Consider the following 25,421-nt stretch of genomic DNA (forward strand, 5'->3'; position numbering starts at 1 on the left):
CGGGCGGCGCCGCCTCAGACCAGCTCCACCCGCGGCCGGGGCCGGGGCCGGATCCGGGCGGCCAGCACCACCATCAGCGCCCCCAGCGCCGCCCCGGCGGCCATCGCCGCGCGGTGCCCGGCCACCAGGGCGCCGAGATCGGCGGGGCCGTCCCCGGCGGCGAGGCCGGCCACGGCCGCCGCCACGGCGACGAAGCAGGCGGTGCCCGCGGCCCCGGCGACCTGCTGCAGGGTGTTCAGCACCGCCGAACCATCGGCCTGCAGCGCCTCCGGCAGCTCGCCCAGGCCCCAGGCGAACAGCGGGGTGAACACCAGGCCCAGGCCCAGCTCCAGCACCACGTGGCAGACCACGATCCACCACAGCGGGCCGGCCTCGCCGAGGAAGCACAGCCCCGTCAGGGAGGCGGTGAGCGCCACCGTGCCGGGCAGCACCAGCGGGCGCGGGCCGGCCGCGTCGTACCAGCGCCCGATCAGCGGGCCGAGCAGCCCCATCGCCAGCGGCCCCGGCATCAGCATCAGCCCGATCACCAGCACATCCACCCCGCGGGCGGCCAGGTGCAGCGGCAGGATGATGATCACCCCGAACATCGCGGCGAACCCGGCGGCGAGCAGCGCCGCGGTGAGGCCGAAGGCGCGGGTGCGGAACACCGCCGGATCCAGCAGCGCCGCCCCCGCCCGGGCCAGCCGCAGCTGCCGGCGGGCGAACAGCGCCAGCGCCGCCGCGCCCACCGCCGCCGAGGCCCAGATCCCCGGCCCCGCCCCGGGCCCGGCCCCGGCCAGGGCGTGCACCGAGCCGCCGAAGCCGGCGGCGGCCAGCGCCAGGGAGGCCGGATCCAGCCGGCGCGACCCGCCGCCGCCGTGCCGGGGCAGCAGCGGCAGCCCGATGGCCAGGGCGGCCACCGCCACCGGCGCCATCGCCGCGAAGAGCATCCGCCACTGCCCGCCGGAGGCCCGCAGCAGCGCCCCGGACACCGTCGGCCCGATCGCCGGGGCCACCGCGATGACCACCGACATGGTGCCCATCATCGCCCCGCGGCGGTGCTCCGGGACCAGCCGCAGCACCGTGGTCATCAGCAGCGGCAGCAGCACCGCGGTGCCCGCGGCCTGGGTGACCCGCCCGGCGAGCACCAGGGCGAAGCCGGGGGCGATCGCGCCCAGGGCGGTGCCGGCGACGAAGAGCCCCTGGGAGGCGGCGAAGAGCCCGCGCAGCGGGAAGCGGTCGATGAGGTAGCCGGTGGCCGGCACCACCACCGCCATGGTGAGCAGGAAGGCGGTGGTCACCCACTGCGCCACCGGGGCGGTGAGCCCCAGGTCCGCGGCGAAGACCGGCACCGCCACGCTCATCACGGTCTCGTTGAGGATGGCGATGAAGGTCGCCCCCAGCAGCACCCAGATCGCCGCCTGCCCGCCGGCGCCACGCCGCGCCATGTCCACGCTCCTTCCCGCACCCGGGGGAGGGCCGGCCCGGGCCGCGCCCCGGCCGCCCCGGGCGCCGACGGCGGGCCAGCCTACCGCCCGCCGCGGGCGCCGGGGCCGGCCGGGTCGGCGGGCCGCGCGCGGCGGCGCCGGGGCTGCGCCTAGAGTGGTCGCAGGCATTGAGCGCGACAGCGGAGAAGGAGCGAGCACATGGCAGCGATCAAGGTCGGCGTCCTCGGCGCGAAGGGCAAGGTCGGGCGGACCATCTGCGAGGCGGTGGCGGAGGCGGCGGACCTGGAGCTGGTCGCCCGGGTCGACGCCGGCGACGATCCCCGCGCGCTGGTCGACGCCGGCGCGGAGGTGGCGGTGGACTTCACGCAGCCGGATGCGGTGATGGGCAACCTGGAGTTCCTCATCTCGCACGGCATCTCCGCGGTGGTCGGCACCACCGGGTTCACCGCCGAGCGGCTGGATCGGGTGCGCGGCTGGCTGGAGGAGCACGCCGCGGCCGGGGCGAACGTGCTGATCGCGCCGAACTTCGCCATCTCCGCGGTGCTCACCATGCGCTTCGCGGAGATCGCGGCGCCCTTCTTCGAATCCGCGGAGGTCATCGAGATGCACCATCCGCACAAGAAGGACGCCCCCTCCGGCACCGCGGTGCACACCGCCGAGGGCATCGCCCGGGCCCGCCGGGAGGCCGGCCTGGACGCCCAGCCGGACGCCACCGAGCAGGCCCTGGACGGCGCCCGCGGCGCGGCGGTGGAGGGGGTGCCGGTGCATGCGGTGCGGATGACCGGGGCGGTGGCCCACGAGACGGTGATCCTGGGCACCGAGGGCCAGTCGCTGACCATCAAGCAGGACTCCTACGACCGCACCAGCTTCGTGCCCGGGGTGCTCACCGGGGTGCGCCGGATTGCCGAGCACCCGGGGCTGACCGTGGGCCTCGAGTCCTACCTGGGCCTGTGATCGGCGTGCCGGAGTTCACCGAGCTGTCCGTCACCCTGGTCGCCTGCACCTCCTTCCGGCCGCCCGCGGACGTGGCCTGGCGGCCCCCGGAGCACGCCGACGGGGTCGGCGACGGGGAGGCGCTGATCGAGTTCGCCGGCCGGGCCTGCTACGAGACCTGGGATCGGCCGAACCCGCGCACCGCCGCCAACGACGCCTACCTGCGCCATGTGCTGGAGGTCGGGCACACCTCCCTGTTCGAGCACGCCTCGGCGACGCTGTACATCCGCGGGCTGTCCCGCTCCTGCGCCCATGAGCTCACCCGGCACCGGCACTTCTCCTTCTCCGAGCTCTCCCAGCGCTATGTGCCGGAGGGGCCCAGCCGGGTGGTCGCCCCGCAGGCGATTGCCGGCGACCCCGGGCTCGCGGAGCTCTTCGCCGCCGCCGCGGACGAGTCCCGGGCCACCTACGAGCGGCTGCTGGACGGGCTGGAGGAGCGCTTCGCCGAGGAGCCCAACGCCCTGCTGCGGCGCAAGCAGGCCCGGCAGGCCGCCCGGGCGGTGCTGCCCAACGCCACCGAGACGCGTATCGTGGTGACGGGCAATTACCGCTCGTGGCGGCATTTCATCGGGATGCGCGCCACGGAGCACGCCGACGCCGAGATCCGGGATCTCGCGGTGGCGTGCCTGCGGGAGCTGCAGGGCGTCGCCCCCGACGCCTTCGGCGATTTCGAGATCAGCCGGCTGCGCGATGGCTCGGTCATCGCCTCCAGCCCGCACGCCTTCGAGGGCTAGCGGGCCCGGTCGCCCGGCGCGCCCACCCGCCGGATCGGCGGCAATGGGCCAAGGGCGCGGCCGCGGCGGGTAGATCTGTATAGGAGGCGGGGCCGGAGGGCCCCGCGGATTGTGAAGCACGTGGGCGCCACCGCACCGGGCAACCGGCCGGCGGCGGCGCCGGGATCGCGGCCGAGGGGCCGCCGGACAGGAACGGAAGGCCAGAGACAATGAGCACTGGATTCGCCTCGGACAGGGGGGTCGACGACTTCGGCACCGTCGCCGTCGCCATGGTCACCCCGTTCGCGGAGGACGGTTCGCTGGACCTCGACGCGGGGATCGGCGTCGCCGGGCACCTGGCGGACAATGGCGTCGACGCCCTCATCCTCGCCGGCACCACCGGCGAATCGCCGACCACCTCCGCCGAGGAGAAGCTGGCCCTGCTGCGCGCGGTGCGCGCCGAGTTCGGCGATCGGCTCACCCTGGTCGCCGGCGCCGGCAGCTACGACACCGCCGCCTCCGTCGAGCTGGCCCGGGCCTCCGCGGCCGCCGGGGCGGATTCCCTGCTGGTGGTCACGCCCTACTACTCCAAGCCCCCGCAGGAGGGCCTGGTGCGGCATTTCACCGCGGTGGCCGACGCCACCGATCTGCCGGTGTGCCTCTACGACATCCCGCCGCGCTCGGCGATCCCGATTGAGCCGGACACCATCCGGCGCCTGGCCGAGCACCCCCGGATCACCGCCGTGAAGGACGCGAAGGGGGACCTCGGGGCCGCGGCGGGTATCATCGCCGACACGGACCTCGCGTGGTACTCCGGCGACGATGTGCTGAACCTGCCCTGGCTGGCCATGGGCGCCACGGGCTTCATCTCGGTCATCGCGCACGCCGCCCCGCGCAAGCTCGTGGAGCTGCGCCGCCTCTTCGACGAGGGCGATCTCGCCGGCGCCCGCGCCATCAACGCTTCCCTCAGCCCATTGTTCCGCGCTCAGGCCCGCCTGGGCGGCGTGACGTTTTCGAAAGCCGCCCTGCAGCTGCAGGGCATCACGACAGGAGACCCCCGTTTGCCTCAGCTAGCCCCCGACCAGGAGCAGCTCGACCTGCTCGCCGCAGACCTGCGAGAGGCGGGTGTGCTGTAGATGGGAGACAACAGGAACCGTTCCCGCAAGGTCACCCGCAAGGCCGGCCCGCCCGCCGAGGAGCCCTCGTCGGCCAACGCCAAGTCCGCCAAGGCGAAGTCCGGCGGCGGCCAGTCCGGCAAGTCCGGTGGCCAGGCCAACCAGTCCGGTAAATCCGGCGGCCAGGCCAACCAGTCCGGCAAATCCGGCAAGTCCGGCGGCCAGTCCGGCAACCGCGGCGGCCGCGGCGGCCAGTCCAACCAGTCCGGCAAATCCGGCGGCGGCCAGTCCGGCCGCGGCCGCGGCGGCAACCGCCGCAACGTGGTGCAGTCCATGCAGGGCGCGGATCTGACCCGCCGCCTGCCGGAGCCGCCGAAGGCCCCGAAGGACGGGCTGCGCATCGTCGCCCTCGGCGGCATCTCGGAGATCGGCCGCAACATGACCGTCTTCGAGTACCGCGGCCGGCTGCTCATCATCGACTGCGGCGTGCTCTTCCCCAGCTCCAACGAGCCGGGCGTGGACCTCATCCTGCCGGATTTCTCCTACATGGAGGACAAGTGGGATCGGGTCGAGGCCGCGGTCATCACGCACGGCCACGAGGACCACATCGGCGCCATCCCCTGGCTGCTCAAGCAGCGCGCGGACATCCCGATCGTGGCCAGCAAGTTCACCCTCGCGCTCATCCAGGCCAAGTGCCAGGAGCACCGGGTGCGCCCGAACTGCGTGGAGGTCGACGAGACCTCGCACGTCAACTACGGCCCCTTCGACGTGCGCTTCTTCGCCGTCAACCACTCCATCCCGGACTGCCTGGGCATCGCCCTGAAGACCGGGGCGGGCCTGCTGGTGCACACCGGCGACATCAAGCTCGACCAGACCCCGCCGGACGGCAAGCCCACCGACCTGCCGGCGCTGTCCCGCTTCGGCGACGAGGGCGTGGACCTGTTCCTGTGCGACTCCACCAACGCCACCACCCCGGGCATCTCCGGGTCCGAGGCGGATCTGGTGCCCACCCTGCGCCGGCTCATCACCGAGGCCAAGCAGCGGGTCATCGTCGCCGCCTTCGCCTCCAACGTGTACCGGGTGCAGGCGGTCATCGACGCCGCCGTCGCCGCCGGCCGCAAGGTCGCCTTCAACGGCCGCTCCATGATCCGCAATATGCGGATCGCCGAGGAGCTGGGCTACCTGCACGCCCCGCGGGGCACCATCGTGGAGATGAACGAGGCCTCCCGGATGGCCCCGCACAAGGTGGTGCTGGTCACCACCGGCACCCAGGGTGAGCCGATGGCCGCGCTGAGCCGGATGGCCCGCCGGGAGCACCGGCAGATCACCGTCCGGGACGGGGACCTGATCATTCTCAGCTCCTCCCTGGTGCCGGGCAACGAGGAGGCCGTCTTCGGCGTGATCAACATGCTCGCCCAAATCGGGGCGACCGTGATCACCAACTCCGACGCCAAGGTGCACACCTCCGGGCACGGCTACTCCGGGGAGCTGCTCTTCCTGTACAACGCGGTGCGGCCCTCCAACGCCATGCCGGTGCACGGCGAGTGGCGGCATCTGCGGGCCAACAAGGAGCTGGCGATCTCCACGGGCGTGGCCCGGGAGAACGTGGTGCTGGCGCAGAACGGCGTGGTCGTGGACCTCGTCGACGGCCACGCCAAGGTCGTCGGCCAGGTGCCGGTGGGCAACCTCTACGTCGACGGGGTCACCATGGGCGACGTCGACGCCGATGTGCTCGCCGACCGCACGGAGATGTCCGAGGGCGGGCTGATCGCGGTCACCGCGGTCATCGACAACCGCACCGGGCGTCCCCTGGAGCGGCCGAAGGCGCAGGCCCGCGGCTTCTCCGACGACACCAAGGAGCTGGTCGCCGACGTGGAGAAGCAGGTCGACGACATCATGTACGACCTGGCCGGCTCCGGGGAGAACAACCCCTACCGGATGGTCCAGGAGGTCCGCCGGCGGGTGGAGAAGGCGATCAACGCCAAGTGGCGCCGCTCCCCGATGATCGTGCCGACCATCGTGCCGATGAGCTCCGAGGCCGTCGCCGAGGTCACCGACGAGGACATCGAGGTCACCCGGCCCAGCCTCTGATCCGGCCCCGCCCGATCCGCCGGCGCCGCCCCCTCCCGGGGTGGCGCCGGCGTCGGCGATCCGGGCGGTTATGCTCGGCCCATGAGCTTCGCCGCCGAGGAACGCGCCGCCCTGGCCCGGGCGCTGGCCGCCGCCGGCCCGGCCGCGCCCACCGCCTGCGCCGGCTGGACCGCCGCGGATCTGGCGGTGCACCTGCTGGTCCGGGAGACCCGGCCGGACGCCGCGGCCGGGATCTTCCTGCCCGCCCTGGCGGGGCACCTGGGGCGGGTCTCCGCGCGGGTGGCCGCCCTCGGCCACGGGGAGGTCGTGGCGCGCTGGGCGGCGGGGCCGCCCCGGTGGTCCCCGCTGCGCCCCCTCGACGAGGCGGTGAACGCAGGGGAGCATTTCATCCACCACGAGGATCTGCGCCGCGGGGCGCCCGGCTGGGCGCCGCGGGAGCTGCCCGGGCCCGTCCAGGAGCGGCTGCACGGCCTCCTGGGCCGCTACGCCCGGCTGCTGCTGGGCCGCCGCGGCCCGGCCGCGGTGGAGCTGCTCGCCCCGGGCCGGGCGCCGGTGCGGGCCGGCGCCCGGGGCCCGGGCGCCCCGCGGGTGGCGGTGACCGGGGAGCCCGGGGAGCTGCTGCTGTGGGTCACCGGCCGCCCGGCGCGGGTCACGGTGGCCGGGGACGCGGCCGCGGTGCACCGGCGCGCGCTGTAGCCGGAGGCGGCCCCGGGGCCCGGGCGGGGCGGATGACGGCCCGACGCGCCGTGTTGCGGATGTGAAAGACGGGGCGGAATACGACTATTGTTGTTTCCATGTCTGCCAGCAGCCGAACCAGGAGCACCTCCGCCCGCCCCGCCCGCCGCGGCACCGGGACCCGCCCGGCCACCCGCGGCGGCGACGCCGCGCGCGCCTCGGGCAGCTCCGCCCGGTCCGGCTACGACGACGACTTCGAGCGCACCGGCAGCGCCTTCCGCGCCGTCGGCGCCGGGCTCGCCGGGGCCTGGTCGCACACCGCCCGCGGCGTGGCGGGGCTGACCCGCCGGGTCTCCGGGCGGGCCGGCGCGGCCGGCTACCGGGACGAGGACTTCGCCGACGCCCCGCCCGCGCGCGGCGCCGGCGCCGGTGACCCGGATGCCCAGCGCACCACCTACGTCAGCCGCCCCGGGCGCCGCGACGAGGGGGAACACCGGGATCGTCAAGACGATTGGGTTGACGGCCCCGATACCGGGGAGGGCGCCGGACCGGCCCCGGCCGGCTCCCGGGACGGGCTGGCGCTGCTGCTGCTCGCCCTGGCCGTGGTGCTCGCCGCGGCCAGCTGGTTCCACCTCGCCGGCCCGGTGGGCGCGGCGATCCACGCCACCGTCGCCGCGATCGTGGGCCTGGGCACCTACCTGCTGCCCCCGCTGCTGGTCGCCCTGGCGGTCGCGCTGATGCTCGGCACCGCGCCCACCGGGCGGCGCTCCGGGCGGGTCGCCCTCGGCGCCGGGATCATCGCCGTGGGCCTGCTGGCCATCGTGCACATCGGCTCCGGGGAACCGGCCGACTGGGCCGGCCGGTTCACCGCCGGCGGCGCCGTCGGCGCCTGGACGGGGGCCCCGCTGTCGGCCGGATTCACCCCCGTGCTCGCCATCATCCTGCTCTTCGGGCTGGTCTTCTACGGCGCCCTGGTCACCACCGGCACCAGCGTGCGCCGGCTGGTCGACGCCCTCGCCGGCTACCTCGGCTACCGGACCGGCGCCGGCGCCGCCGAGGCCGACGATCCCTACGCCCGGGTCGACGGGCTGCTCGACGCCCGCGTCGACGGCCGCGACGCGCCCGCCGGGCCGGCCCGGCCCGGCGCCGCCGAGCCCGGCCGGGCCGAGCCCGCGCCGCGGCGGCGCCGCCGGCGCGGCGGCGGGGACGCCGAGGAGGACCTGCACGCCCTCGTCGACGCCGACCCCGCGGAGGCGCCGGGGCAGCAGCCGCCGGCGCCCCGGCGGCGGCGCCGGCCCAGCCCCATGGAGAGCTACCCCGTCGAGGGCGACGCCCCCGCCGCCGGCGAGGGCGACCGGGCCCGGCAGACCGCGCTGTTCTCCGCCCCGGAGACCGCGGAGCTGCCCGCGCTCGGCGCCCCGGTGCCCGACGACGCCTCCGCCCTCGACGATGACGCGGCCGCGCACGGCGCGGACGCCGCGGCCGGGGAGGCCGCGGGGGAGGGGGCCGCGGACGCGATCTCCGCGGCCACCCGGCGCCGCATGGAGGCGATCCGGGCCCGCTCCGGGGTGGACCCGGCGGCGGTCCCGGCGGCGACCCCCAAATCCGAGGCGGAGCCCAAACCGGCGGTGCCGCCGGCGCCGCGGCAGCCCGAGGGCGACTACCGGCTGCCCTCCACCGACCTGCTGCTCGCCGGCGACGCCCCGAAGACCCGCACCGCCACCAACGACCGGATGATCGAGGCGATCACCGAGGTGTTCCGGGAGTTCAAGGTCGACGCCACCGTCACCGGGTTCTCCCGCGGGCCCACGGTCACCCGCTACGAGGTGGAGCTCGGCCCCGGGGTGAAGGTGTCCAAGGTCACCAACCTGCAGTCCGACATCGCCTACGCGGTGGCCACCGAGAACGTCCGGCTGCTCACCCCCATCCCCGGCAAGTCCGCCGTGGGCATCGAGGTGCCCAACGACGACCGGGAGATGGTGCGCCTGGCCGATGTGCTCGACGCGCCGAAGACCCGCGCCAACCACGACCCGATGCTCATCGGCCTGGGCAAGGACATCGAGGGCGAGTTCCTCTCCCACTCGGTGCAGAAGATGCCGCATCTGCTGGTCGCCGGCTCCACCGGCTCCGGCAAATCCGCCTTCGTCAACTCCATGCTGGTGTCCCTGCTCACCCGGGCCACCCCGGAGGAGGTCCGGCTCATCCTGGTGGACCCGAAGATGGTGGAGCTGACCCCCTACGAGGGCATCCCGCATCTCATCACCCCGATCATCACCCAGCCGAAGAAGGCCGCCGCCGCGCTGCAGTGGCTGGTCGAGGAGATGGAGCAGCGCTACCTGGACATGAAGGCCGCCCGGGTGCGGCACATCAAGGACTTCAACCGCAAGGTCGACTCCGGGGAGCTCGTCGCCCCGCCCGGCTCCGAGCGGGAGTACCGGCGCTACCCGTACATCGTGTGCATCGTCGACGAGCTCGCCGACCTGATGATGACCGCGCCCCGGGACATCGAGGACGCGATCGTGCGGATCACCCAGAAGGCCCGCGCCGCCGGCATCCACCTGGTGCTGGCCACCCAGCGGCCCTCGGTGGACGTGGTCACCGGCCTCATCAAGACCAACGTGCCCTCCCGGCTGGCCTTCGCCACCAGCTCCCTCACCGACTCCCGGGTGATCCTGGACCAGGCCGGGGCGGAGAAGCTGATCGGCATGGGCGACGGCCTGTTCATCCCGCAGGGCGCCGGCAAGCCCCGGCGCATCCAGGGCGCCTTCGTCACCGACGAGGAGGTCGCCGCGGTGGTGGAGGCCTGCAAGGCGCAGGCGGAGCCGGACTACACCGAGGGCGTCACCGACGACGCCGCGGCCGACTCCGCCAAGCAGATCGACCCGGACATCGGCGATGACCTGGAGGATCTGCTGCAGGCCGTGGAGCTGGTGGTGACCAGCCAGTTCGGCTCCACCTCGATGCTGCAGCGCAAGCTGCGGATCGGCTTCGCCAAGGCCGGCCGGCTGATGGACCTGATGGAGACCCGCGGGGTGGTGGGCCCCTCCGAGGGCTCCAAGGCCCGCGATGTGCTGGTCAAGCCGGAGGAGCTGGAGACCATCCTGTGGATGATCCGCGGCGCCGACCCGGCCGAGGCCCCGGTCGAGGAGGGGCCGGAGATCGTCGACGCCGACCCGGTGGACGGCCTGGCCTGAGGCGGCGCCGCCGCCGGCGCCGCCGCGGCGGCCGGCCCCGGCGGCGCCGGTGTACAGTGTGCCCCGTGGAGGGGAGTACCCCGAAACCCGCGGCGGCGGTCGTCAGCACGGGCATCCCGGATGCCCCGGCCCCGCCGGTCGCCGAACCCCGGGCGGGTCGGCGGCGGGGGAGACCTCCGGCCCGTTCCCGCGACCGGAGGACCCGCGTAACCCATGCACGTCACCCCCCTGACTTGGGGCATCACCATCGTGGTGCTCCTGGCCTTCATCATCTTCGACTTCTACAGCCACGTCCGCCGGCCGCATGATCCCACCATGCGCGAGGCCGCGGCGTGGATGCTCTTCTACATCGCCCTGGCCTGCCTCTTCGGCGGCTTCCTGTGGGTGCGCTGGCCCGGGGCGGCCGACCCCCACCAGCATGGCCTGGAGTTCTTCGCCGGCTACATCACAGAGCTCTCGCTCAGCGTGGACAACCTGTTCATCTTCGCGCTCATCATCGGCTCCTTCCGGATCCCGAAGCGCTACCAGCAGAAGGTGCTGCTCATCGGGATCGCGCTGGCGATCGTCTTCCGCGGCATCTTCATCGGCCTCGGCGCGGCGATCATCGCCGCCTGGTCGGACGTGTTCTACCTCTTCGCGATCTTCCTGCTCTACATCGCGATCAAGACCGTCTACGACGAGGTGGCGGACAAGCCGCAGCCGCCGGTGCACGACATGACCGTGGTGAAGCTCACCCGCACCGTGATCCCGGTCAGCGACGAGCTCGACGGCGACCGGCTGGTCACCCGCGCCGGGGGACGGCGGATGGTCACCCCGCTGATGATCGCCCTGGTGTGCATCGGCTTCATCGACCTGCTCTTCGCCTTCGACTCGATCCCCGCCATCTACGGGCTCACCCGCGAGCCCTACATCGTCTTCACCGCGAACATCTTCGCCCTGATGGGCCTGCGCCAGATGTACTTCCTGCTGGAGGGCCTGCTCGACCGGCTGGTCTACCTCGCCTACGGCCTCGGCGCGATCCTCGGCTTCATCGCGGTGAAGCTGCTGCTGCACGCCCTGCACGAGAACAACCTGCCCTTCCTCAACGGCGGGCAGGGCCTGGCGGTGCCGGAGATCTCCACCCCGGTGTCCCTGGCGGTGATCGTGGTGGTGCTCGCGGTGACCGTGGCGGCGTCCTGGCTGAAGATCAAGCGCGACGAGAACATGGGCGCGGTGCCGCCGCCGCGGCTGGATCCGGGCGGCCCGATGGCCTCCGGCGCCGGCTCGCACACCGTCCCGCATCCCGAGCGGGGGTAGGTCCGGGGTAGGGTCGGGGACCGTGATGACCTCCAAGCCCGCGGAACGGGCGACCGCCTCGAACTGGAACCTCCCGAACGCGCTGACCGTGCTGCGCATCGTCGCGGTACCCGCGTTCCTGTGGCTGCTGCTCCACGACGGCGGGGCCACCGACCGCTGGCGCTGGTGGGCCCTGGCGGCGTTCTGCCTGCTCATGGCCACCGACCGGATCGACGGGCAGATCGCGCGCAGCCGCGGGCTGATCACCGACTTCGGCAAGATCGCCGACCCGATCGCGGACAAGCTGCTCATGATCGGCGCCCTGGTCGGGCTCAACCTGATCGGGGCGCTGCCCTGGTGGGTGACCGTGGTGATCGTGATCCGCGAACTCGGCATCACCGTGTGGCGGATGGTGCTGCTGCGCGGCGGCCAGGTGGTGCCGGCCTCCCGCGGCGGCAAGATCAAGACCGTGCTGCAGACCCTGGCGGTGGCCCTGTTCATCGTGCCCGTGGACTGGGTGCGGATCCCGGCCTGGATCGTCATGGCCGCTGCCCTGGCGGTCACCGTGCTCACCGGGGTGCAGTACATCCTGGACTCCCGCCGTGCCCGCTGAACCGCGCCCCGGCCCGGCCGACCCGGCCGCGGTGGTCCGCCTGCTGGCGGGACGGGGCCGGACCCTGGCCACCGCCGAATCCCTCACCGCGGGCCTGCTCGCCGCCCGAGTCGCCGAGGTCCCCGGGGCCTCGGCGGTGCTGCGCGGCGGCCTGGTGGTCTACGCCACCGATCTCAAGGAGCGCCTCGCCGGGGTGCCCCGGGAGATCCTGGCCGCCCATGGCGCGGTGAGCCCGCAGACCGCCCGCGCCCTCGCCGAGGGCGCCCGGGACCGCTGCGCCGCGGACTGGGGGGTGGGGCTGACCGGGGTGGCCGGCCCGGAGCCGCAGGAGGGCCGCCCGGTCGGCGAGGTGTGGTGCGCCGTCGCCGGGCCCGGCGGCACCCGGGTGGCGGATCTGGCCCTGGACCGGGGGCTCGGCCGCGCCGGGATCCGGGAGGCCGCGGTGGCCGGGGCGCTGGCCATGCTCGCCGCGGCGGCGGGGGAGGGGCCCGGGTGCCCGGAACAAAACGGCGCCCCGGGGCGTTGTACCCCATGATGAACGACCACACGATGACCCTGCCCGCGCCGGCGCGGCCGCCCCGCGCCGCCGAGCTGCCGCATGCCCCGGCGCCGGAGCACGAGCCGCTGCTGCGCGAGGCCCTGGGCGAGGCGCTGCGCGATGTGCGCGGCCGCAACGGGATGACCCTGCGCGAGCTCTCCCAACTCGCCGCGGTGAGCCCCGGCTACCTCTCGGAGCTGGAGCGCGGCCGCAAGGAGGTCTCCTCCGAACTGCTCGCCTCGGTCTGCCAGGGGCTGAGCGTCTCCGTCGCCGATGTGCTGATCGAGGCCGCCGGGGCGATGGCGCTGCACGCCGCCCGGCCCGAGATGGCCGCCATCTGAGACCCGCGGGGCGCGCGACCGGGTAACCGGTGCATCGCCGCCCCGGCGCGGGTATCGTGAGGCCGCGGGCGCCAGCCCCCGGCTCCCGGCCACCCGCGGACCCGTCACCCACCGACAGACCCTCCTGCAGGAAGGCACCGAACACATGGCTAACCCGTTCTCGAAGTTCTGGAACTACCTCATGGCCCTCTTCGACTCGAAGATCGAGGAGAACGCCGATCCCAAGGTCCAGATCCAGCAGGCCATCGAGGATGCCCAGCGCCAGCACCAGGAGCTGTCCCAGCAGGCGGCCGCGGTCATCGGCAACCAGCGCCAGCTGGAGATGCGGCTCAACCGGCAGCTCGCCGAAATCGAGAAGCTGCAGGGCAACACCCGGCAGGCGCTGCAGCTGGCCGACAAGGTCCGCGCCGAGGGCGACGAGGCCAAGGCGGCGGAGTACGAGAACGCCGCCGAGGCCTTCGCCGCGCAGCTGGTCACCGCCGAGCAGTCCGTGGAGGATCTCAAGGGGCTGCACGACCAGTCCCTGCAGCAGGCCGCCCAGGCGAAGAAGGCCGTGGAGCGCAACTCCATGGCCCTGCAGCAGAAGGTCGCCGAGCGCACCAAGCTGCTCTCCCAGCTGGAGCAGGCCAAGATGCAGGAGAAGGTCTCCGAGTCCCTGCAGTCCATGAACGAGCTGTCCTCCGGCAACACCCCGAACCTGGAGCAGGTGCGCGAGAAGATCGAGCGCCGCTACGCCAACGCCCTCGGCCAGGCGGAGCTGGCGCAGGGCTCCGTGCAGGGCCGGATGGCCGAGGTCGAGCAGGCCTCGGTGCAGCTGGCCGGGCATTCCCGGCTGGAGCAGATCCGCGCCGAGATGAACGCGCCCAAGGCGGTGGGCTCCGGCGGCGCCGCCGGTGCGCTGGGCGCCGGCTCCGCCGAGGCCGCCGCGCCGGCGGACCCGGCGGTGGAGGCGAAGCTGCGCGAGCTGCGCGGCGAATAGCCCGACCCCGATCAGCCGAAGGGCCGGCCACCCCGGAGGGGGCGGCCGGCCCTTCGCCGCATCCGGGCCCGCTCGGGCCGCGACGGTCGGGCGGGGGAACGGCGGCGGCGACGCCGGCCGGGGTGCTCAGTCGCCGACGCCGCGGGCGAGCAGCGCATCGGACATCGCCTCGGCGCGGCGCACGGTGCGGATCACCACCGGCACCCCGAAGGCGGCGGGGGAGCCGCGGGCGCCGCGGGCGCGGCGGGCGTCGAGGACCTCCTGCACCGCGGCGACCTGCAGCGGGATCAGGCGCAGGGTCAGCGACAGCGCCAGGGACACCGTCCGCGCGGGGAAGCCGCGCCGCCCCAGCGGCGCCAGCGCCCGGTCCAGGGCGTCCATCATCTCGGAGACCCGGGTGGTCAGGGTGAGCAGGGTCGCGGCGACCACGCAGGCGAGGATGGACAGGAACATCACCGCGGCCCTCTGCGGGGAGGCGGTGATCGCCTGCAGCACCGCGATCCCGGCGAGGATGGGCACCGCGCCGAGCATCTGCCAGGCCGCCACCCGGGCCGGGATCCGGGCCACCGGGTAGCCGGCGGCGGCCACCGCCACCGCGGCGCCGGCCAGGGCGATGGTGCGCGCGCCGAGGCTCACCACGAGGATGAAGGCGATCAGCCCGGCGAGCTTCGCCGGGGCGGGGGCGCGGTGCAGCACCGAATCCCCGGGCACGTGCACGGACAGCGGGATGGGCAGCCGGCGGGCCATCTCAACCGCCCATCCGGGCGAGGTAGCCGGCGATGACCGGGCCCGGGGCGCCGTCGTCGACCACCCGGCCGTCCTCGATGCAGAGCACCCGGTCGAAGCCGGCGAGGAAATCCAGATCGTGGCTGACCACGATGAGCTGCTGGGCGAGTCCGCGGAAGACCGCGGCGAGCTCCCGGCGGTTGCGCAGGTCCAGCAGGGTGGTCGGCTCATCGGCGATGATGAGATCCGGTTCCAGCACCAGCACCGAGGTCAGCGCGAGCAGCTGCTTCTGGCCCCCGGAGAGGGTGTGCGGGCTGTCCCCGGCGTGGTCGGCCAGGCCCACCCGCCGCAGCGCCGCGGCGACCTGCGCGGGGCGCTGCCGCGGCGGCACCCGCCGCTGGCGCAGGGAGAAGGAGACGTCCTCGGCGACGGTGGGCATCACGATCTGGTTGTCCGCGTCGGCGAAGACGAAGCCGACCCGGCGGCGCACCGCCCGGCCCTCGACGGAGGGGTCCACCCCGTCCACGGTGACCCGGCCGACGCTGGGCTCGGCCAGGCCGTTGATCATGCGCACCAGGGTGGATTTGCCGCCCCCGTTGGGCCCGATGATCCCGATCCGGTCCTCGACCAGGTCCAGGTCCACCGGCCCGAGCACCCGGCGCCCGGCGTAGTCGCGGGTGACCCCGGAGAAGACGATCCGGGGCATCTACGCGACGCCGCCGGCGCGGCGGGGGCGCAGCTCCGGCAGGGCGCGCAGCACCGGTACCGCGATGAGCGCGGCGACCACGACCTTGGCCACGTCGCCGGGGATGAACACCACGTTGGCGGCCAGCGCCGCCCCGGGGGCCATGTCCGCCCGGAGCACCAGGCCCGCGGAGCCGAGCAGGTACTGGGCGGCGACGCCGGCCAGCCCGGCCAGGGCGAAGACGCCCACCTGGGCGGCGGTGCCGCGGGGCCGGCGGGCGGTCAGCGCGCCGACGATGAGCGGGGTGGCCAGGTAGCCCACCAGGTAGCCGACGGTGGGCCCGGGCAGCGCGGCGAGGGTGGGCTTGAACCCGGCGAGGTTGGGCACCCCGAGCAGGCCGACGCCGAGGAAGAGGGCGACGGTGAGGAAGCCGCGGCGGGGCCCGAGCAGCATGGCGGCCAGGGCGATGCCCATGTTCTGCAGCACGATGGGCACCCCGGCGGCGCCGACGGGCACGGCCACCGCGCCGAGGACGATGATGAGGGCGGCGAAGGCCGCGATGAGGACGAGGTCCCGGAGGGCTGTCTTGTTCACGCGGCCATGCTAATACAGTCTCTGATCATCGTTCAGGGAATCACCCCCGGCGCGTCCGCCGCGCGGCGCGCCCGCCGGTGCCGGGGCGGGTTGTAGGTTGGACGGCATGCGCCTGACCGAGTTCCACCGCAACGTGCTCGCCGAGTTCGGCGATGTGCAGGGGCCCTGGCTGGTCGGCAGCCACGTGCTCACCGGGTTCGGGGTCACCGCCGCGGAGGCGATCGAGGCCGGCGCGGACCTGCGCGAGGTGTGGTGGGCGCTGTGCCGGGACAATGACGTGCCCCCGGAGCGGTGGCTCGGCCCCGATGAGGCGGGCTGATCCGGCGCGCCGGCTTCCGTTCGAAAGGGCGTTCGGCTATGCTCGGATCCCGTGGCCCCCGCGTCCGGGGCCGCGGTAGAACCCAGGGCGAGGAACCGGCCCCACCCGGAACCCGCCCCCGGCGGCGCGCGTCCAAGGGATGCGGGCCGGCGCCGGGGCGGGCCCGGCGGGCGCGGACAACAGACGACACGCCGCCAGCGCGGCATGGAGGAGACGACAGTGGCGAAGAAGAAGACCGTTTCGGCGGCCTCCGGCGGGGATCGGCTCAAGGCGCTCGACGTGGCCCTGGCCAATATCGAGAAGGACTTCGGCAAGGGCGCGGTGATGCGCCTGGGCGATGAGGACCGGCCGCCGATCCAGGCGATCTCCTCGGGCAACATCGCCGTGGACGTGGCCCTGGGCATCGGCGGCTTCCCGCGCGGCCGGGTGGTGGAGATCTACGGCCCGGAGTCCTCCGGCAAGACCACCGTGGCCCTGCACGCCGTCGCCGAGGCGCAGCGCGCCGGCGGGATCGCCGCCTTCATCGACGCCGAGCACGCCCTGGACCCCGAGTACGCCCGCAAGCTCGGCGTGGACACCGACAACCTGCTGGTCTCCCAGCCGGACACCGGGGAGCAGGCCCTGGAGATCACCGATATGCTGATCCGCTCCGGGGCGATCGACATCATCGTGGTGGACTCGGTGGCCGCGCTCACCCCGAAGGCGGAGATCGACGGGGAGATGGGCGACAGCCACGTCGGCCTGCAGGCCCGGCTGATGAGCCAGGCGCTGCGCAAGATGACCGGGGCGCTGTCCAACTCCGGCACCACCGCCATCTTCATCAACCAGCTGCGCGAGAAGATCGGCGTGATGTTCGGCTCCCCGGAGACCACCACCGGCGGCAAGGCCCTGAAGTTCTACGCCTCGGTGCGCTGCGATGTGCGCCGGATCCAGACCCTCAAGGACGGCCAGGACGCGGTGGGCAGCCGCACCAAGCTCAAGGTGGTGAAGAACAAGGTCTCCCCGCCGTTCAAGATCGCCGAGTTCGACATCCTCTACGGGGAGGGCATCTCCAAGGAGGGCTCGCTCATCGACATGGGCGTGGACAACGGGATCGTGAAGAAGTCCGGCTCCTGGTTCACCTACGAGGGCGATCAGCTCGGCCAGGGCAAGGAGAAGGCCCGGATGCACCTGAAGGAGAACCCGGACCTGGCCCGCGAGATCGAGGACAAGATCAAGCGCAAGCTGGGCGTGGGCGAGTACGCCAACGTCGAGGAGGAGCCGGACGCGGACGCCCCGGTGGACCTGGTCCCGGACATCGACTCCTTCGACGACGGGAAGTAGGCCCGGGGTGGGCGACCCGGCCGCCGGCCCGGACCCGGACCAGGTGGCGCGGCTGCGCCGGGCGCTGGCCGCCGCCGAACGCGGCGCCGACGGCTCCGGCATCGTCGACCTCGACCGGGAGCGGGCCAAGGCGCCGCTGCGCGCCCGGGCGCTGCGGCTGCTCGACCAGCGCGCCCGCGCCACCGAGGAGCTGCGCCGCCGCCTGGCCGAGGACGACGACGCCCCGGCCGAGCTGATCGCCGAGGTGCTCGCCGATCTGCGCTCCGCCGGGCTGCTCGACGACGCCGCCTTCGCCGCGGAATGGGTGCGCCAGCGCGCCCGGCGCCGCGGCAAATCCCGGCGGGTGCTGGACCGGGAGCTGCGCGACAAGGGCGTCTCCGCCGCCGACCGGGACGCCGCCCTGGACCAGGTCGGCGACGCCGAGGAGGAGGCCACCGCCGCGGCGGTGGCCGCCAAACGGACCGCCGCGATCCGGCGGGTGCCCGCCGACCGCGCCGAGCGGGACCGGGACCTGCGCCGGGTGCTCGGCGCCCTGGCCCGCCGCGGCTTCCCGCAGGAGGTGGCCATGCGCCGGGCCCGCGCCGCCCTGGCCGAGCGCTACGCCGAACTCGACGGCGGCGGCCCCGGCTGAGCGCCCCGCCGCGGCGGCGCCGGCGATTGGGGCGGCGCTGCGCCGCGGGGCTATCCTCGATCGCCGTGACCCAGCCCAGCAACCCCAGTCCGCCGGCGCCGCCCGCCGGCGCCGGGCGCACCTACGAGGTGCGCACCTTCGGCTGCCAGATGAACGTGCACGACTCGGAGCGCCTCGCCGGGCTGCTCGAGGACAGCGGCTACCGCCCGGCCGCCGCCGGGCAGCAGGCCGATGTGGTGGTGTTCAACACCTGCGCGGTGCGGGAGAACGCCGACAACCGCCTCTACGGCACCCTCGGCCAGCTCAAGCCGGTCAAGGACGCCCACCCCGGGATGCAGATCGCCGTGGGCGGCTGCATGGCGCAGAAGGACCGGGAGCTGGTGGTGCGCAAGGCCCCCTGGGTGGACGTGGTCTTCGGCACCCACAACCTGGGCTCCCTGCCGGCGCTGCTGGACCGGGCGGCGCACAACCGCCGGGCCCAGGTGGAGATCCGGGAGGCCCTGGAGGACTTCCCCTCGGTGCTGCCCGCGAAACGCGAATCCCCCTACGCCGGCTGGGTGTCGGTGTCCGTGGGCTGCAACAACACCTGCACCTTCTGCATCGTGCCGGCGCTGCGCGGCCGGGAGCGCGACCGCCGCCCCGGCGATATCCTCGCCGAGGTCTCCGCGCTGGCCGCGCAGGGCGTCAGCGAGGTCACCCTGCTCGGCCAGAACGTCAACGCCTACGGGGTGCACTTCGACGATCCGGAGCTGCCCCGGGACCGCTCCGCCTTCGCCAAGCTGCTGCGCGCCTGCGGCGGTATCGAGGGCCTGGAGCGGGTGCGCTTCACCTCCCCGCATCCGGCGGAGTTCACCGATGACGTGATCGAGGCGATGGCGGCGACCCCCAACGTCTGCCCCCAGCTGCACATGCCCCTGCAGTCCGGCTCCGACCGGATCCTCAAGGCGATGCGCCGCTCCTACCGCACCCGTCGCTTCCTGGGCATCCTGGACCGGGTGCGCGAGGCGCTGCCGGAGGCGGCGATCAGCACCGACATCATCGTCGGCTTCCCCGGGGAGACCGAGGAGGACTTCGCCGCCACCCTGGAGGTCGTCGAGCGCGCCCGCTTCGCCTCCGCGTTCACCTTCCAGTACTCGCCGCGGCCGGGCACCCCGGCGGCCACCATGGCCGACCAGGTGCCCCCCGAGGTGGTCGCCGAACGCTACGGCCGGCTGCTCGAGCTGCAGGAGCGGATCAGCGCCGAGGAGAACGCCCGCCAGGTGGGCCGGCGGCTGGAGCTGCTGGTCACCGACAACGAGGGCCGGCGCAACCGGGAGACCGGGCGGATGTCCGGCCGGGCCCGCGACGGCCGGCTGGTGCACTTCGCCCCCGGCCCGGAGGCCGGGCGGATCCGGCCCGGGGACTATCTCACGGTCACCGTCACCGGTTCCGCGCCGCACCATCTGGTGGCCGATTCGCCGATCGCCGGCCACCGGCGCACCCGCGCCGGGGACATGTGGCAGGCCGGGCGCACCCCCACGACGGCGCCGGTGGGCGTCGGGCTAGGCTTGCCGACGGTGGGCCGGCCCCGGCCCGCCGCACGAGAGGAAAGGGGATGCGGCTGTGACTGAACGCGATGACGCCGGGCGCCCGGACACGGTGGGGGGCCCCGGGCCCCGCACCGCTGCGGAGGCCGCCGCCCCCGACGGGCGGGACCCGGCGCAGGTGCACGAGGACCTGCGCGCCGCGGAGAAGCGCGCCGCCGGCGACATCGAGTTCTCCGGCCCGCTGGTGGCGGTGCTGGTCGCCGCGGTGGTGCTGCTGGTGACCTTCTTCCTGCCGCATTCCGGGCCGGTGCTCGGCTTCGACGTGCTGCTGGACACCGACGTCGCCCGGATCCAGAACATCACCCCGGCGGAGCGGCTGTACACCATCTTCATGGTGGTCACCATCCTGCTCAGCTTCGCCACCTTCCTGTCCCGCTCCGCGGTGGTGGCCTTCATCGGCTGGATCTTCGCCTGCGTCACCGCCGTGTACGCCATGTTCGCCGGCTGGATGCGGCAGACCCGGCCGCTGCTGCAGACCGGCGACGGGATCAGCTGGGGGCTGATCATCGGCATGATCGCCGCGGCCAGCCTGGCGGTGGGGATCTCCGCGGTGGTGTTCCGCCGCTCCACGCTGCAGGCCGCCCTGGAGCTGGCCCGCCGGGAGCAGGCCGACTCGGACCCGGTGCTGCGCGCCCAGCAGCAGTACCTGCGCGGCGGGCTGACCCCGCACACCAGCACCGACCTGGGGATCGTCGATGATCGCCGGGAGCGCTCCCGGCGGCGCCGGGCCGCCCGCGCCGAGGCCGAGCGCGCCGCCGGGGAGGACGGCGCCGCCGGCGACGGGGCCTGACCCGGCGGATGCGGCGCGCCGCCCGGCCCCCCGCGGGGGCCGGGCGGCGTTTTCCGGCTCAGCCCTCCTCGAGGGCGCGGCGGGCGGTGTCCGCCCAGTCCCGCCACTGCGCGGCGCTGTCCCGGGCGGCGGCGATCTTCTGCTCCGGGGCACCGGCGGCGGCCAGGCGCTCCGCCTCGGCGGCGAACTCCGCGGCCCGGGACTCGAACTGGGCGACCCGGGCCTGCGCCTCCGGGTCGGTGCGCCGCCACCGGGCGTCGGCGGCCTCGGCGACCCGGCGCTCCAGCTCGGCGATCCGGGACTCGAACTCGCGGACCCGGCCCCGCGGCACGAAGCCCACCGCCTCCCACTTGTCCTGCAGGGCGCGCAGCTCCGCGCGGGCGGCGTCGAGATCCTCCTCGGGCCGGATCCGGGGGCCGTACTCGGCCAGCAGCGCCTCCTTGGCCTCCGCATTGGCCTCGAATTCGCGGTCCCGCTGCTCGGTGACGGCGTTGCGGGCGGTGAAGAAGCGGTCCTGGGCGGCCTTGAACCGGGCCCAGAGCCGGTCGTCGACGTCCTTCGGGGCCCGGCCGGCGGCCTTCCACCGGGTCATCAGCTCCCGGTAGGCCGCGGCGGTGGCGCCCCAGTCGGTGGAGTCCTGCAGCGCCTCCGCCTCGCCGATAAGCTCCTCCTTGGCGCGTTTGGCGGCGGCCCGGTGGCGGTCCAGCTCCGCGAAATGCGCCCCGCGGCGCCGGTTGAAGGCGTCCCGGGCCCGGGCGTAGCGCTTCCACAGCGCGTCATCGGTGCGCCGGTCGATGCCCCGGATGGTGCGCCACTCCTCGAGGATGGCCCGGATCCGGTCCCCGGCGGCCTTCCACTCGGTGGAGTGCTCGGCCAGTTCCTCGGCCTCGGCGGCCAGGGCCTCCTTGCGCGCGATCGCCTTCTCCCGGCGGGCCGCCTTGTCCCGCTTGACCCGCTCCCCGGCACCCGCCGCGGCGTCGATCACCTTCTCCAGGCGGGCGTCCAGGGCCCCGAGATCCCCGATCACCGCGGCGGTGGCCAGGCCCTCCCGGATGGTGCGGGCATCGCCGGCGATCCGGGCGGCCTCCTCCGGGTGGGTGCGCAGCCGGGACTCCAGCACCACCACCTCGGTGGCCAGATCCCGGTACCGGTTGGCGTAGTGCGCCAGCGCCTCGGCGGGCTCCCCGGCCTGCCAGGAGCCGATCTGGCGTTCCCCCTCGGCGGTGCGCAGGAACACGTTGCCCGCCTCGTCGACCCGGCCCCAGGTGTCCGGGTCGGGTTCCGGGGCCGGGGCCGGCGGCGCGGCCGGGGTGCGGGCGGCCGCCGGGGCGGGCCCGGGGCCGGGGCGGGGTCCGGGGCGCGGCCCGGGCGTGGGGCGGTGGGTTCCGTCGGTCATGGCGTCTGCTTCCTCCGGTGCTTCTCTGCGCCGCGCGACACGGCTGCCGGACACGTTTTCCGCATTCGAGTATCGCATGTCGGGCGCCCCGCGGGGGCGGGCGCGCCCGGGTCCGGGGGCGGCCGGTACCCTGTGGGCCGTGAACCGCGAACTGCTGATCCTGCCCGGGGCGCCGCTGCTGGCCCCCGAGCTCGCCGGCGCGGACCCGGCGGCGGCCCGGGTGCGCGCGGCGGTGCGCGCCGGGATCGGGGATCTGCTGGCCGCCGATCCGCGCCGGCCGGTGATCCTGCGCCTGGCCGAGGAGCACCAGGCCACCGGCCGGATCGGCAGCCTCGCGGCCTGGGGCGCGGAGGTCGACCTCGGCGCCGGCCGGCATCTGCCGGAGCTCATCGCCCGCCGGATGCTCGCCCTGGCCGGGGCGGACCCGGCGGCCGCGGCGGCCACCGACCGGCCCGACGCCGCCTGGGCGCATCCGGGGCCGGCGTTGGTCGTCGCCGAGGGCCCGGCGGCGCTCACCCCGCGGGCGCCGCTGACCGAGCTGCCCGGCGCCGCGCGCCTGGACGCCGCCTGCGCCGGGGTCGCCGCGGGCGAGCCCGGCGCCGCCGCGGAGCTCGCCGCCCTGGATCCGGCCGAGGCGCGGCGGGTGGGCCTGCACACCGCCCCGGTCTGGTCGGCGCTGGCCGCGCTCGCCGCGGGTCCGGCCGCGGAGGCGACCCGGCGGGTGCTGCTCGCCGAGGCGGGCCTCGGGGTGGGCTACCACGTCGCCCGGTGGTCGTGGTGAGCCGCCCACCGGCCCCGGTGGCGGTGGTCGGGCCCACCGCCAGCGGCAAATCGGCGCTCGGCCTGGACCTGGCCGAGCGGCTCGGCGGGGAGATCGTCAACGTCGACTCCATGCAGCTCTACCGGGGCATGGACATCGGCACCGCGAAGGTGCCGCCGGCGCAGCGCCGCGGGATCCCGCACCACCAGCTGGACGTGCTGGAGGTCACCGAGATCGCCTCGGTGGCGGCCTACCAGCGCGCCGCCGCCGCGGACGTGGCGGCGATCCTGGCCGCCGGGCGCACCCCGGTGCTGGTCGGCGGCTCCATGATGTACGTGCAGGCCCTCCTCGACGGCTGGCGCTTCCCGCCCACCGACCCGGCGGTGCGCGCCCGCTGGGAGGCGGTGCAGGCCGAGATCGGGGTGCCCGCCCTGCACGCCCGGCTCGCCGAGGTGGATCCGGCCGCGGCGGCCGTGATCGAGCCCCGGGATCCGCGCCGGATCGTGCGCGCCCTGGAGGTCATCGAGCTCACCGGGAAACCCTTCGCGGCCTCCCGGCCCGGGATCGGCGCCGAGCCGCGCTGGGGCACCCGGATCCTGGGCCTGGGCGCCGGGGGCGCCTGGTTGGACGGGCGGATCGCCCGGCGCACCGCGGCGATGTTCGCCGGCGGCCTCGTCGAGGAGGTCGCCGCCCTGGCGGCGGCGGGGCTGCGTCGGGGCGCCACCGCCCGCCGCGCGATCGGCTACGCCCAGGTGCTGGCGCTGCTCGACGGCCGGCTGGACCGGGCCGGGGCGGAGGCGGAGACCCTCCGGGCCACCCGGCGCTACGTCCGCCGGCAGCGCTCCTGGTTCCGCCGGGATCCGCGGATCCGCTGGCTGGACGCCGCCGGCGCGGACCCGCTGGGGGAGGCCCTGGCGGCGCTGGGGGAGGCCGGGACGCGCCCGGGGGAGTAGACTCCCGGCCCATGATCCGCTTCGCCAAGGGCCACGGCACCGAGAACGACTTCCTGATCCTGCCCGATCCGGACGCGGCGCTGGAGCTGGGCCCGGACCTGGTCGCGGCGCTGTGCGAGCGGCGGGCGGGCCTCGGCGCGGACGGGGTGCTGCGGGTGGCCCGGGCGGGGGCGCTGGTGCGCGCCGGGGTGCTGCCCGGGCTGCCCGCCGGGGTGGCGGCGGGGGACTGGTTCATGGACTACCGCAACGCCGACGGGTCGGTGGCGGAGATGTGCGGCAACGGGGTGCGGGTCTTCGCGCACCACCTGGTCTCCCGGGGCCTGGCGGCCGGCCCCCGGGTGCGGGTGGGCACCCGGGCGGGGCTGCGCCCGGTGCGGGTGCTCGCCGCGGACCGCACCCGCGCCGAGGTGCGGGTGGACATGGGCCGGGTGGGCGTGCTCGGGGTGGCCGCGGCGCATCTGAACGGGGCCCGCTACGCCGGGATCGGGGTGGACGTGGGCAATCCGCACCTGGCCTGCGTGCTGCCGGGGCTCACCGCCGAGGCGCTGGCCGGGCTCGAGCTGGCCGGGGCGCCGGAGTTCCCGGAGGCGATGTTCCCGGCCGGGGCGAACCTGGAGATCCTCACCCCGCTGGCCGGGGACGTCGTGTCCATGCGGGTGGTCGAGCGCGGGGCGGGGGAGACCCGCTCCTGCGGCACCGGCACCGTGGCCGCCGCCGCGGCGGCGCTGGCCGACGCCGGCCGGGTGGCCGGGGAGGTCTCGGTGCGGGTGCCCGGCGGGGTGGTGCGGGTGGGGATCGGCGCCGGGGGCGCCGCCGAGCTCACCGGGCCCTCGGTGATCCTCGCCGAGGGGGAGGTGGACCCGGCCGCGCTGGGCTAGGGGGGGGCTCAGCCCCCGCAGCCGCAGCCGCCCGAGCCGCAGCCGCCGGAGCCGCAGCCGCCGTCGCCGCAGCCGGCCGGGGCGAGGATTTCGCCGACCAGCTGGAACAGGCCGGCCACGGTGTCCCCGGCCGCCGGCCCGGGGCCCTCGCCGGCGGGCAGGCACACGTCCATCGGCACCGGCAGGTCCAGGTCGAGCAGCCAGAAGGCCTGGCCGCCGAGTTCGCCGACCCGGCGCTCCGCGGAGCGCACCGTGGCCCGGATCCGCGCCGAGGCGTCCGGCAGCCGGGTGCCGTCGGGGTGCAGCACCGGCTGCGCCCCGGTCGCGGTGATCCCCGGTTCGCCGGCGTCGGCGCCGTCGACCACGGTGGCGTCCACGGCCAGGGCGGTCAGCGCCACCTGCTCGAAGGACTGGGTGCCGGCGTCGACGATCAGCGGGCCCTGGGCCAGGTTGCAGGTCAGCGCCGCCACCGCGGTCTCGTAGCCGGGGGAGGCGGGGTCATCGTCGAGCACCTCCACCAGGGCGAGCACATCGTCGACGGCGGTGACGTGCGCGGTGGCGCTGCGCCGGCCGGTGAACCCGGCGTAGGTGGAGTAGGGCTCCACGCCGAGGATGTACAGCTGCGCCCCGGAGGGGTCGTCGTAGCGCACCAGCTGCCCGCCCCGGGGTTCGCCGACCACGCTGAGCCGGTCGGTGCCGATGGCGGCCTCGATGGTGGCGCGCCAGCCGCCCCGATCGAGTCCGATTGCCCGCAGGTCCGTGTTCATGCCGGCGATTGTAGACCCCGCCGGGGCCGCCCCTGACGGGGGTGCGCTCACCCAGAAAT

25 protein-coding genes are annotated in these 25,421 nt (G+C 75.2%); 19 read left to right on the top strand and 6 right to left on the bottom strand.

Annotated features, from left to right (window positions below; translation table 11 throughout):
- Window positions 1-14: 14 nt before the first annotated feature.
- Window positions 15-1,427: an MFS transporter gene (locus CSPHI_RS05390; RefSeq protein WP_075691841.1), complete on the bottom strand. Its 1,413-nt coding sequence runs from the start codon at window positions 1,425-1,427 to the stop codon at window positions 15-17.
- A 198-nt stretch (window positions 1,428-1,625) separates the two neighbouring features.
- Here CSPHI_RS05390 and dapB point away from each other — a divergent pair, with 198 nt between their 5' ends.
- The 11 genes from dapB to CSPHI_RS05445 all read left to right on the top strand — a co-directional run bounded on the left by dapB (window position 1,626) and on the right by CSPHI_RS05445 (window position 13,954).
- A complete protein-coding gene (gene dapB / locus CSPHI_RS05395; RefSeq protein ID WP_075691842.1) occupies window positions 1,626-2,381 on the top strand; it encodes a 4-hydroxy-tetrahydrodipicolinate reductase in 756 nt (251 codons plus the stop codon).
- Between the two features lie 5 nt (window positions 2,382-2,386).
- Window positions 2,387-3,154, top strand: coding sequence for an FAD-dependent thymidylate synthase (gene thyX / locus CSPHI_RS05400; protein WP_075693780.1), 768 nt, complete (start codon window positions 2,387-2,389; stop codon window positions 3,152-3,154).
- 209 nt (window positions 3,155-3,363) lie between these two features.
- The gene (gene dapA / locus CSPHI_RS05405; RefSeq protein ID WP_075691843.1) at window positions 3,364-4,269 is read left to right on the top strand and encodes a 4-hydroxy-tetrahydrodipicolinate synthase; all 906 of its coding nucleotides are present in this window, start codon (window positions 3,364-3,366) and stop codon (window positions 4,267-4,269) included.
- On the top strand, window positions 4,270-6,339 hold the full coding sequence (locus CSPHI_RS05410) for a ribonuclease J (RefSeq protein ID WP_075691844.1): 2,070 nt from the start codon (window positions 4,270-4,272) through the stop codon (window positions 6,337-6,339).
- Between the two features lie 81 nt (window positions 6,340-6,420).
- Complete coding sequence (locus CSPHI_RS05415; RefSeq protein ID WP_075691845.1) at window positions 6,421-7,035, top strand: TIGR03085 family metal-binding protein; 615 nt, start codon at window positions 6,421-6,423, stop codon at window positions 7,033-7,035.
- Between the two features lie 98 nt (window positions 7,036-7,133).
- A complete protein-coding gene (locus CSPHI_RS11865) occupies window positions 7,134-10,208 on the top strand; it encodes a DNA translocase FtsK (protein ID WP_084210264.1) in 3,075 nt (1,024 codons plus the stop codon).
- A gap of 213 nt (window positions 10,209-10,421) precedes the next feature.
- Window positions 10,422-11,504 carry a TerC/Alx family metal homeostasis membrane protein gene (locus tag CSPHI_RS05425; RefSeq protein ID WP_084210265.1) on the top strand — a complete coding sequence of 361 codons (1,083 nt, stop codon included), beginning with the start codon at window positions 10,422-10,424 and terminating at the stop codon, window positions 11,502-11,504.
- Window positions 11,505-11,529: 25 nt separating this feature from the next.
- Complete coding sequence (gene pgsA, locus CSPHI_RS05430) at window positions 11,530-12,096, top strand: CDP-diacylglycerol--glycerol-3-phosphate 3-phosphatidyltransferase (protein WP_075691846.1); 567 nt, start codon at window positions 11,530-11,532, stop codon at window positions 12,094-12,096.
- Window positions 12,086-12,631, top strand: coding sequence for a CinA family protein (locus tag CSPHI_RS05435; protein WP_075691847.1), 546 nt, complete (start codon window positions 12,086-12,088; stop codon window positions 12,629-12,631). Before pgsA ends, CSPHI_RS05435 begins: the two co-directional genes overlap by 11 nt.
- Window positions 12,628-12,975 (top strand): helix-turn-helix domain-containing protein, encoded by a 348-nt coding sequence (locus CSPHI_RS05440; protein ID WP_084210266.1) that lies wholly within the window; start codon window positions 12,628-12,630, stop codon window positions 12,973-12,975. The genes CSPHI_RS05435 and CSPHI_RS05440 overlap by 4 nt, the downstream gene beginning before the upstream one ends.
- A 145-nt stretch (window positions 12,976-13,120) precedes the next feature.
- Entirely contained in the window at window positions 13,121-13,954 is an 834-nt protein-coding gene (locus tag CSPHI_RS05445) for a PspA/IM30 family protein (protein ID WP_075691849.1), read from the top strand.
- A gap of 126 nt (window positions 13,955-14,080) precedes the next feature.
- Here CSPHI_RS05445 and CSPHI_RS05450 read toward each other — a convergent pair whose 3' ends face one another.
- The 3 genes from CSPHI_RS05450 to CSPHI_RS05460 are packed head-to-tail and all read right to left on the bottom strand — an operon-like array spanning window position 14,081 to window position 15,959.
- On the bottom strand, window positions 14,081-14,701 hold the full coding sequence (locus CSPHI_RS05450; protein WP_075691850.1) for an energy-coupling factor transporter transmembrane component T family protein: 621 nt from the start codon (window positions 14,699-14,701) through the stop codon (window positions 14,081-14,083).
- A gap of 1 nt (window position 14,702) precedes the next feature.
- Complete coding sequence (locus CSPHI_RS05455) at window positions 14,703-15,386, bottom strand: energy-coupling factor ABC transporter ATP-binding protein (protein WP_075691851.1); 684 nt, start codon at window positions 15,384-15,386, stop codon at window positions 14,703-14,705.
- The gene (locus tag CSPHI_RS05460) at window positions 15,387-15,959 is read right to left on the bottom strand and encodes a biotin transporter BioY (protein WP_075691852.1); all 573 of its coding nucleotides are present in this window, start codon (window positions 15,957-15,959) and stop codon (window positions 15,387-15,389) included. It abuts the gene before it with no gap.
- A gap of 106 nt (window positions 15,960-16,065) precedes the next feature.
- Here CSPHI_RS05460 and CSPHI_RS05465 point away from each other — a divergent pair, with 106 nt between their 5' ends.
- From CSPHI_RS05465 to CSPHI_RS05485, 5 genes are all read left to right on the top strand, one after another.
- Window positions 16,066-16,278: a DUF3046 domain-containing protein gene (locus CSPHI_RS05465; protein WP_075691853.1), complete on the top strand. Its 213-nt coding sequence runs from the start codon at window positions 16,066-16,068 to the stop codon at window positions 16,276-16,278.
- Window positions 16,279-16,497: 219 nt separating this feature from the next.
- Window positions 16,498-17,601: a recombinase RecA gene (recA, locus tag CSPHI_RS05470; protein WP_075691854.1), complete on the top strand. Its 1,104-nt coding sequence runs from the start codon at window positions 16,498-16,500 to the stop codon at window positions 17,599-17,601.
- A 7-nt stretch (window positions 17,602-17,608) separates the two neighbouring features.
- Window positions 17,609-18,232, top strand: coding sequence for a regulatory protein RecX (locus CSPHI_RS12025; RefSeq protein ID WP_075691855.1), 624 nt, complete (start codon window positions 17,609-17,611; stop codon window positions 18,230-18,232).
- Window positions 18,229-19,842, top strand: coding sequence for a tRNA (N6-isopentenyl adenosine(37)-C2)-methylthiotransferase MiaB (gene miaB, locus CSPHI_RS05480; protein ID WP_425429739.1), 1,614 nt, complete (start codon window positions 18,229-18,231; stop codon window positions 19,840-19,842). The genes CSPHI_RS12025 and miaB overlap by 4 nt, the downstream gene beginning before the upstream one ends.
- On the top strand, window positions 19,835-20,608 hold the full coding sequence (locus CSPHI_RS05485) for an Rv2732c family membrane protein (RefSeq protein ID WP_157118491.1): 774 nt from the start codon (window positions 19,835-19,837) through the stop codon (window positions 20,606-20,608). Before miaB ends, CSPHI_RS05485 begins: the two co-directional genes overlap by 8 nt.
- Before the next feature lie 58 nt (window positions 20,609-20,666).
- Here the strand turns inward: CSPHI_RS05485 and CSPHI_RS05490 are convergent, their stop codons facing one another.
- A complete protein-coding gene (locus CSPHI_RS05490; RefSeq protein ID WP_075691857.1) occupies window positions 20,667-22,004 on the bottom strand; it encodes a DUF349 domain-containing protein in 1,338 nt (445 codons plus the stop codon).
- Between the two features lie 139 nt (window positions 22,005-22,143).
- Between CSPHI_RS05490 and CSPHI_RS05495 the strand changes: the two genes are divergently transcribed.
- From CSPHI_RS05495 to dapF, 3 genes are read left to right on the top strand one after another with little or no spacing between them, the layout of a single operon-like run.
- Window positions 22,144-22,785 (top strand): hypothetical protein, encoded by a 642-nt coding sequence (locus CSPHI_RS05495; RefSeq protein ID WP_075691858.1) that lies wholly within the window; start codon window positions 22,144-22,146, stop codon window positions 22,783-22,785.
- A complete protein-coding gene (gene miaA / locus CSPHI_RS05500) occupies window positions 22,779-23,717 on the top strand; it encodes a tRNA (adenosine(37)-N6)-dimethylallyltransferase MiaA (RefSeq protein WP_075693783.1) in 939 nt (312 codons plus the stop codon). Before CSPHI_RS05495 ends, miaA begins: the two co-directional genes overlap by 7 nt.
- 14 nt (window positions 23,718-23,731) lie before the next feature.
- Window positions 23,732-24,595, top strand: coding sequence for a diaminopimelate epimerase (dapF, locus tag CSPHI_RS05505; protein WP_075693784.1), 864 nt, complete (start codon window positions 23,732-23,734; stop codon window positions 24,593-24,595).
- Window positions 24,596-24,603: 8 nt separating this feature from the next.
- Here the strand turns inward: dapF and CSPHI_RS05510 are convergent, their stop codons facing one another.
- Window positions 24,604-25,362, bottom strand: a complete 759-nt coding sequence (locus CSPHI_RS05510; RefSeq protein WP_075691859.1) for a hypothetical protein — start codon at window positions 25,360-25,362, stop codon at window positions 24,604-24,606.
- Window positions 25,363-25,421 lie beyond the last annotated feature (59 nt).

It is taken from the genome of Corynebacterium sphenisci DSM 44792, assembly GCF_001941505.1.
Lineage (GTDB): Bacteria > Actinomycetota > Actinomycetes > Mycobacteriales > Mycobacteriaceae > Corynebacterium > Corynebacterium sphenisci.

Excerpts from the sequence above, each read along its gene's own strand:
- CSPHI_RS05465 (WP_075691853.1), top strand. The coding sequence starts at position 16,066 with ATGCGCCTGACCGAGTTCCACCGCAACGTGCTCGCCGAGTTCGGCGAT.
- CSPHI_RS05445 (WP_075691849.1), top strand. The coding sequence starts at position 13,121 with ATGGCTAACCCGTTCTCGAAGTTCTGGAACTACCTCATGGCCCTCTTC.
- CSPHI_RS05410 (WP_075691844.1), top strand. The coding sequence starts at position 4,270 with ATGGGAGACAACAGGAACCGTTCCCGCAAGGTCACCCGCAAGGCCGGC.
- pgsA (WP_075691846.1), top strand. The coding sequence starts at position 11,530 with ATGACCTCCAAGCCCGCGGAACGGGCGACCGCCTCGAACTGGAACCTC.
- CSPHI_RS05415 (WP_075691845.1), top strand. The coding sequence starts at position 6,421 with ATGAGCTTCGCCGCCGAGGAACGCGCCGCCCTGGCCCGGGCGCTGGCC.
- CSPHI_RS05490 (WP_075691857.1), bottom strand. The coding sequence starts at position 22,004 with ATGACCGACGGAACCCACCGCCCCACGCCCGGGCCGCGCCCCGGACCC.
- CSPHI_RS05455 (WP_075691851.1), bottom strand. The coding sequence starts at position 15,386 with ATGCCCCGGATCGTCTTCTCCGGGGTCACCCGCGACTACGCCGGGCGC.
- CSPHI_RS05440 (WP_084210266.1), top strand. The coding sequence starts at position 12,628 with ATGATGAACGACCACACGATGACCCTGCCCGCGCCGGCGCGGCCGCCC.
- dapB (WP_075691842.1), top strand. The coding sequence starts at position 1,626 with ATGGCAGCGATCAAGGTCGGCGTCCTCGGCGCGAAGGGCAAGGTCGGG.
- CSPHI_RS05425 (WP_084210265.1), top strand. The coding sequence starts at position 10,422 with ATGCACGTCACCCCCCTGACTTGGGGCATCACCATCGTGGTGCTCCTG.
- dapA (WP_075691843.1), top strand. The coding sequence starts at position 3,364 with ATGAGCACTGGATTCGCCTCGGACAGGGGGGTCGACGACTTCGGCACC.
- CSPHI_RS11865 (WP_084210264.1), top strand. The coding sequence starts at position 7,134 with ATGTCTGCCAGCAGCCGAACCAGGAGCACCTCCGCCCGCCCCGCCCGC.
- CSPHI_RS05390 (WP_075691841.1), bottom strand. The coding sequence starts at position 1,427 with ATGGCGCGGCGTGGCGCCGGCGGGCAGGCGGCGATCTGGGTGCTGCTG.
- CSPHI_RS05450 (WP_075691850.1), bottom strand. The coding sequence starts at position 14,701 with ATGGCCCGCCGGCTGCCCATCCCGCTGTCCGTGCACGTGCCCGGGGAT.
- CSPHI_RS05510 (WP_075691859.1), bottom strand. The coding sequence starts at position 25,362 with ATGAACACGGACCTGCGGGCAATCGGACTCGATCGGGGCGGCTGGCGC.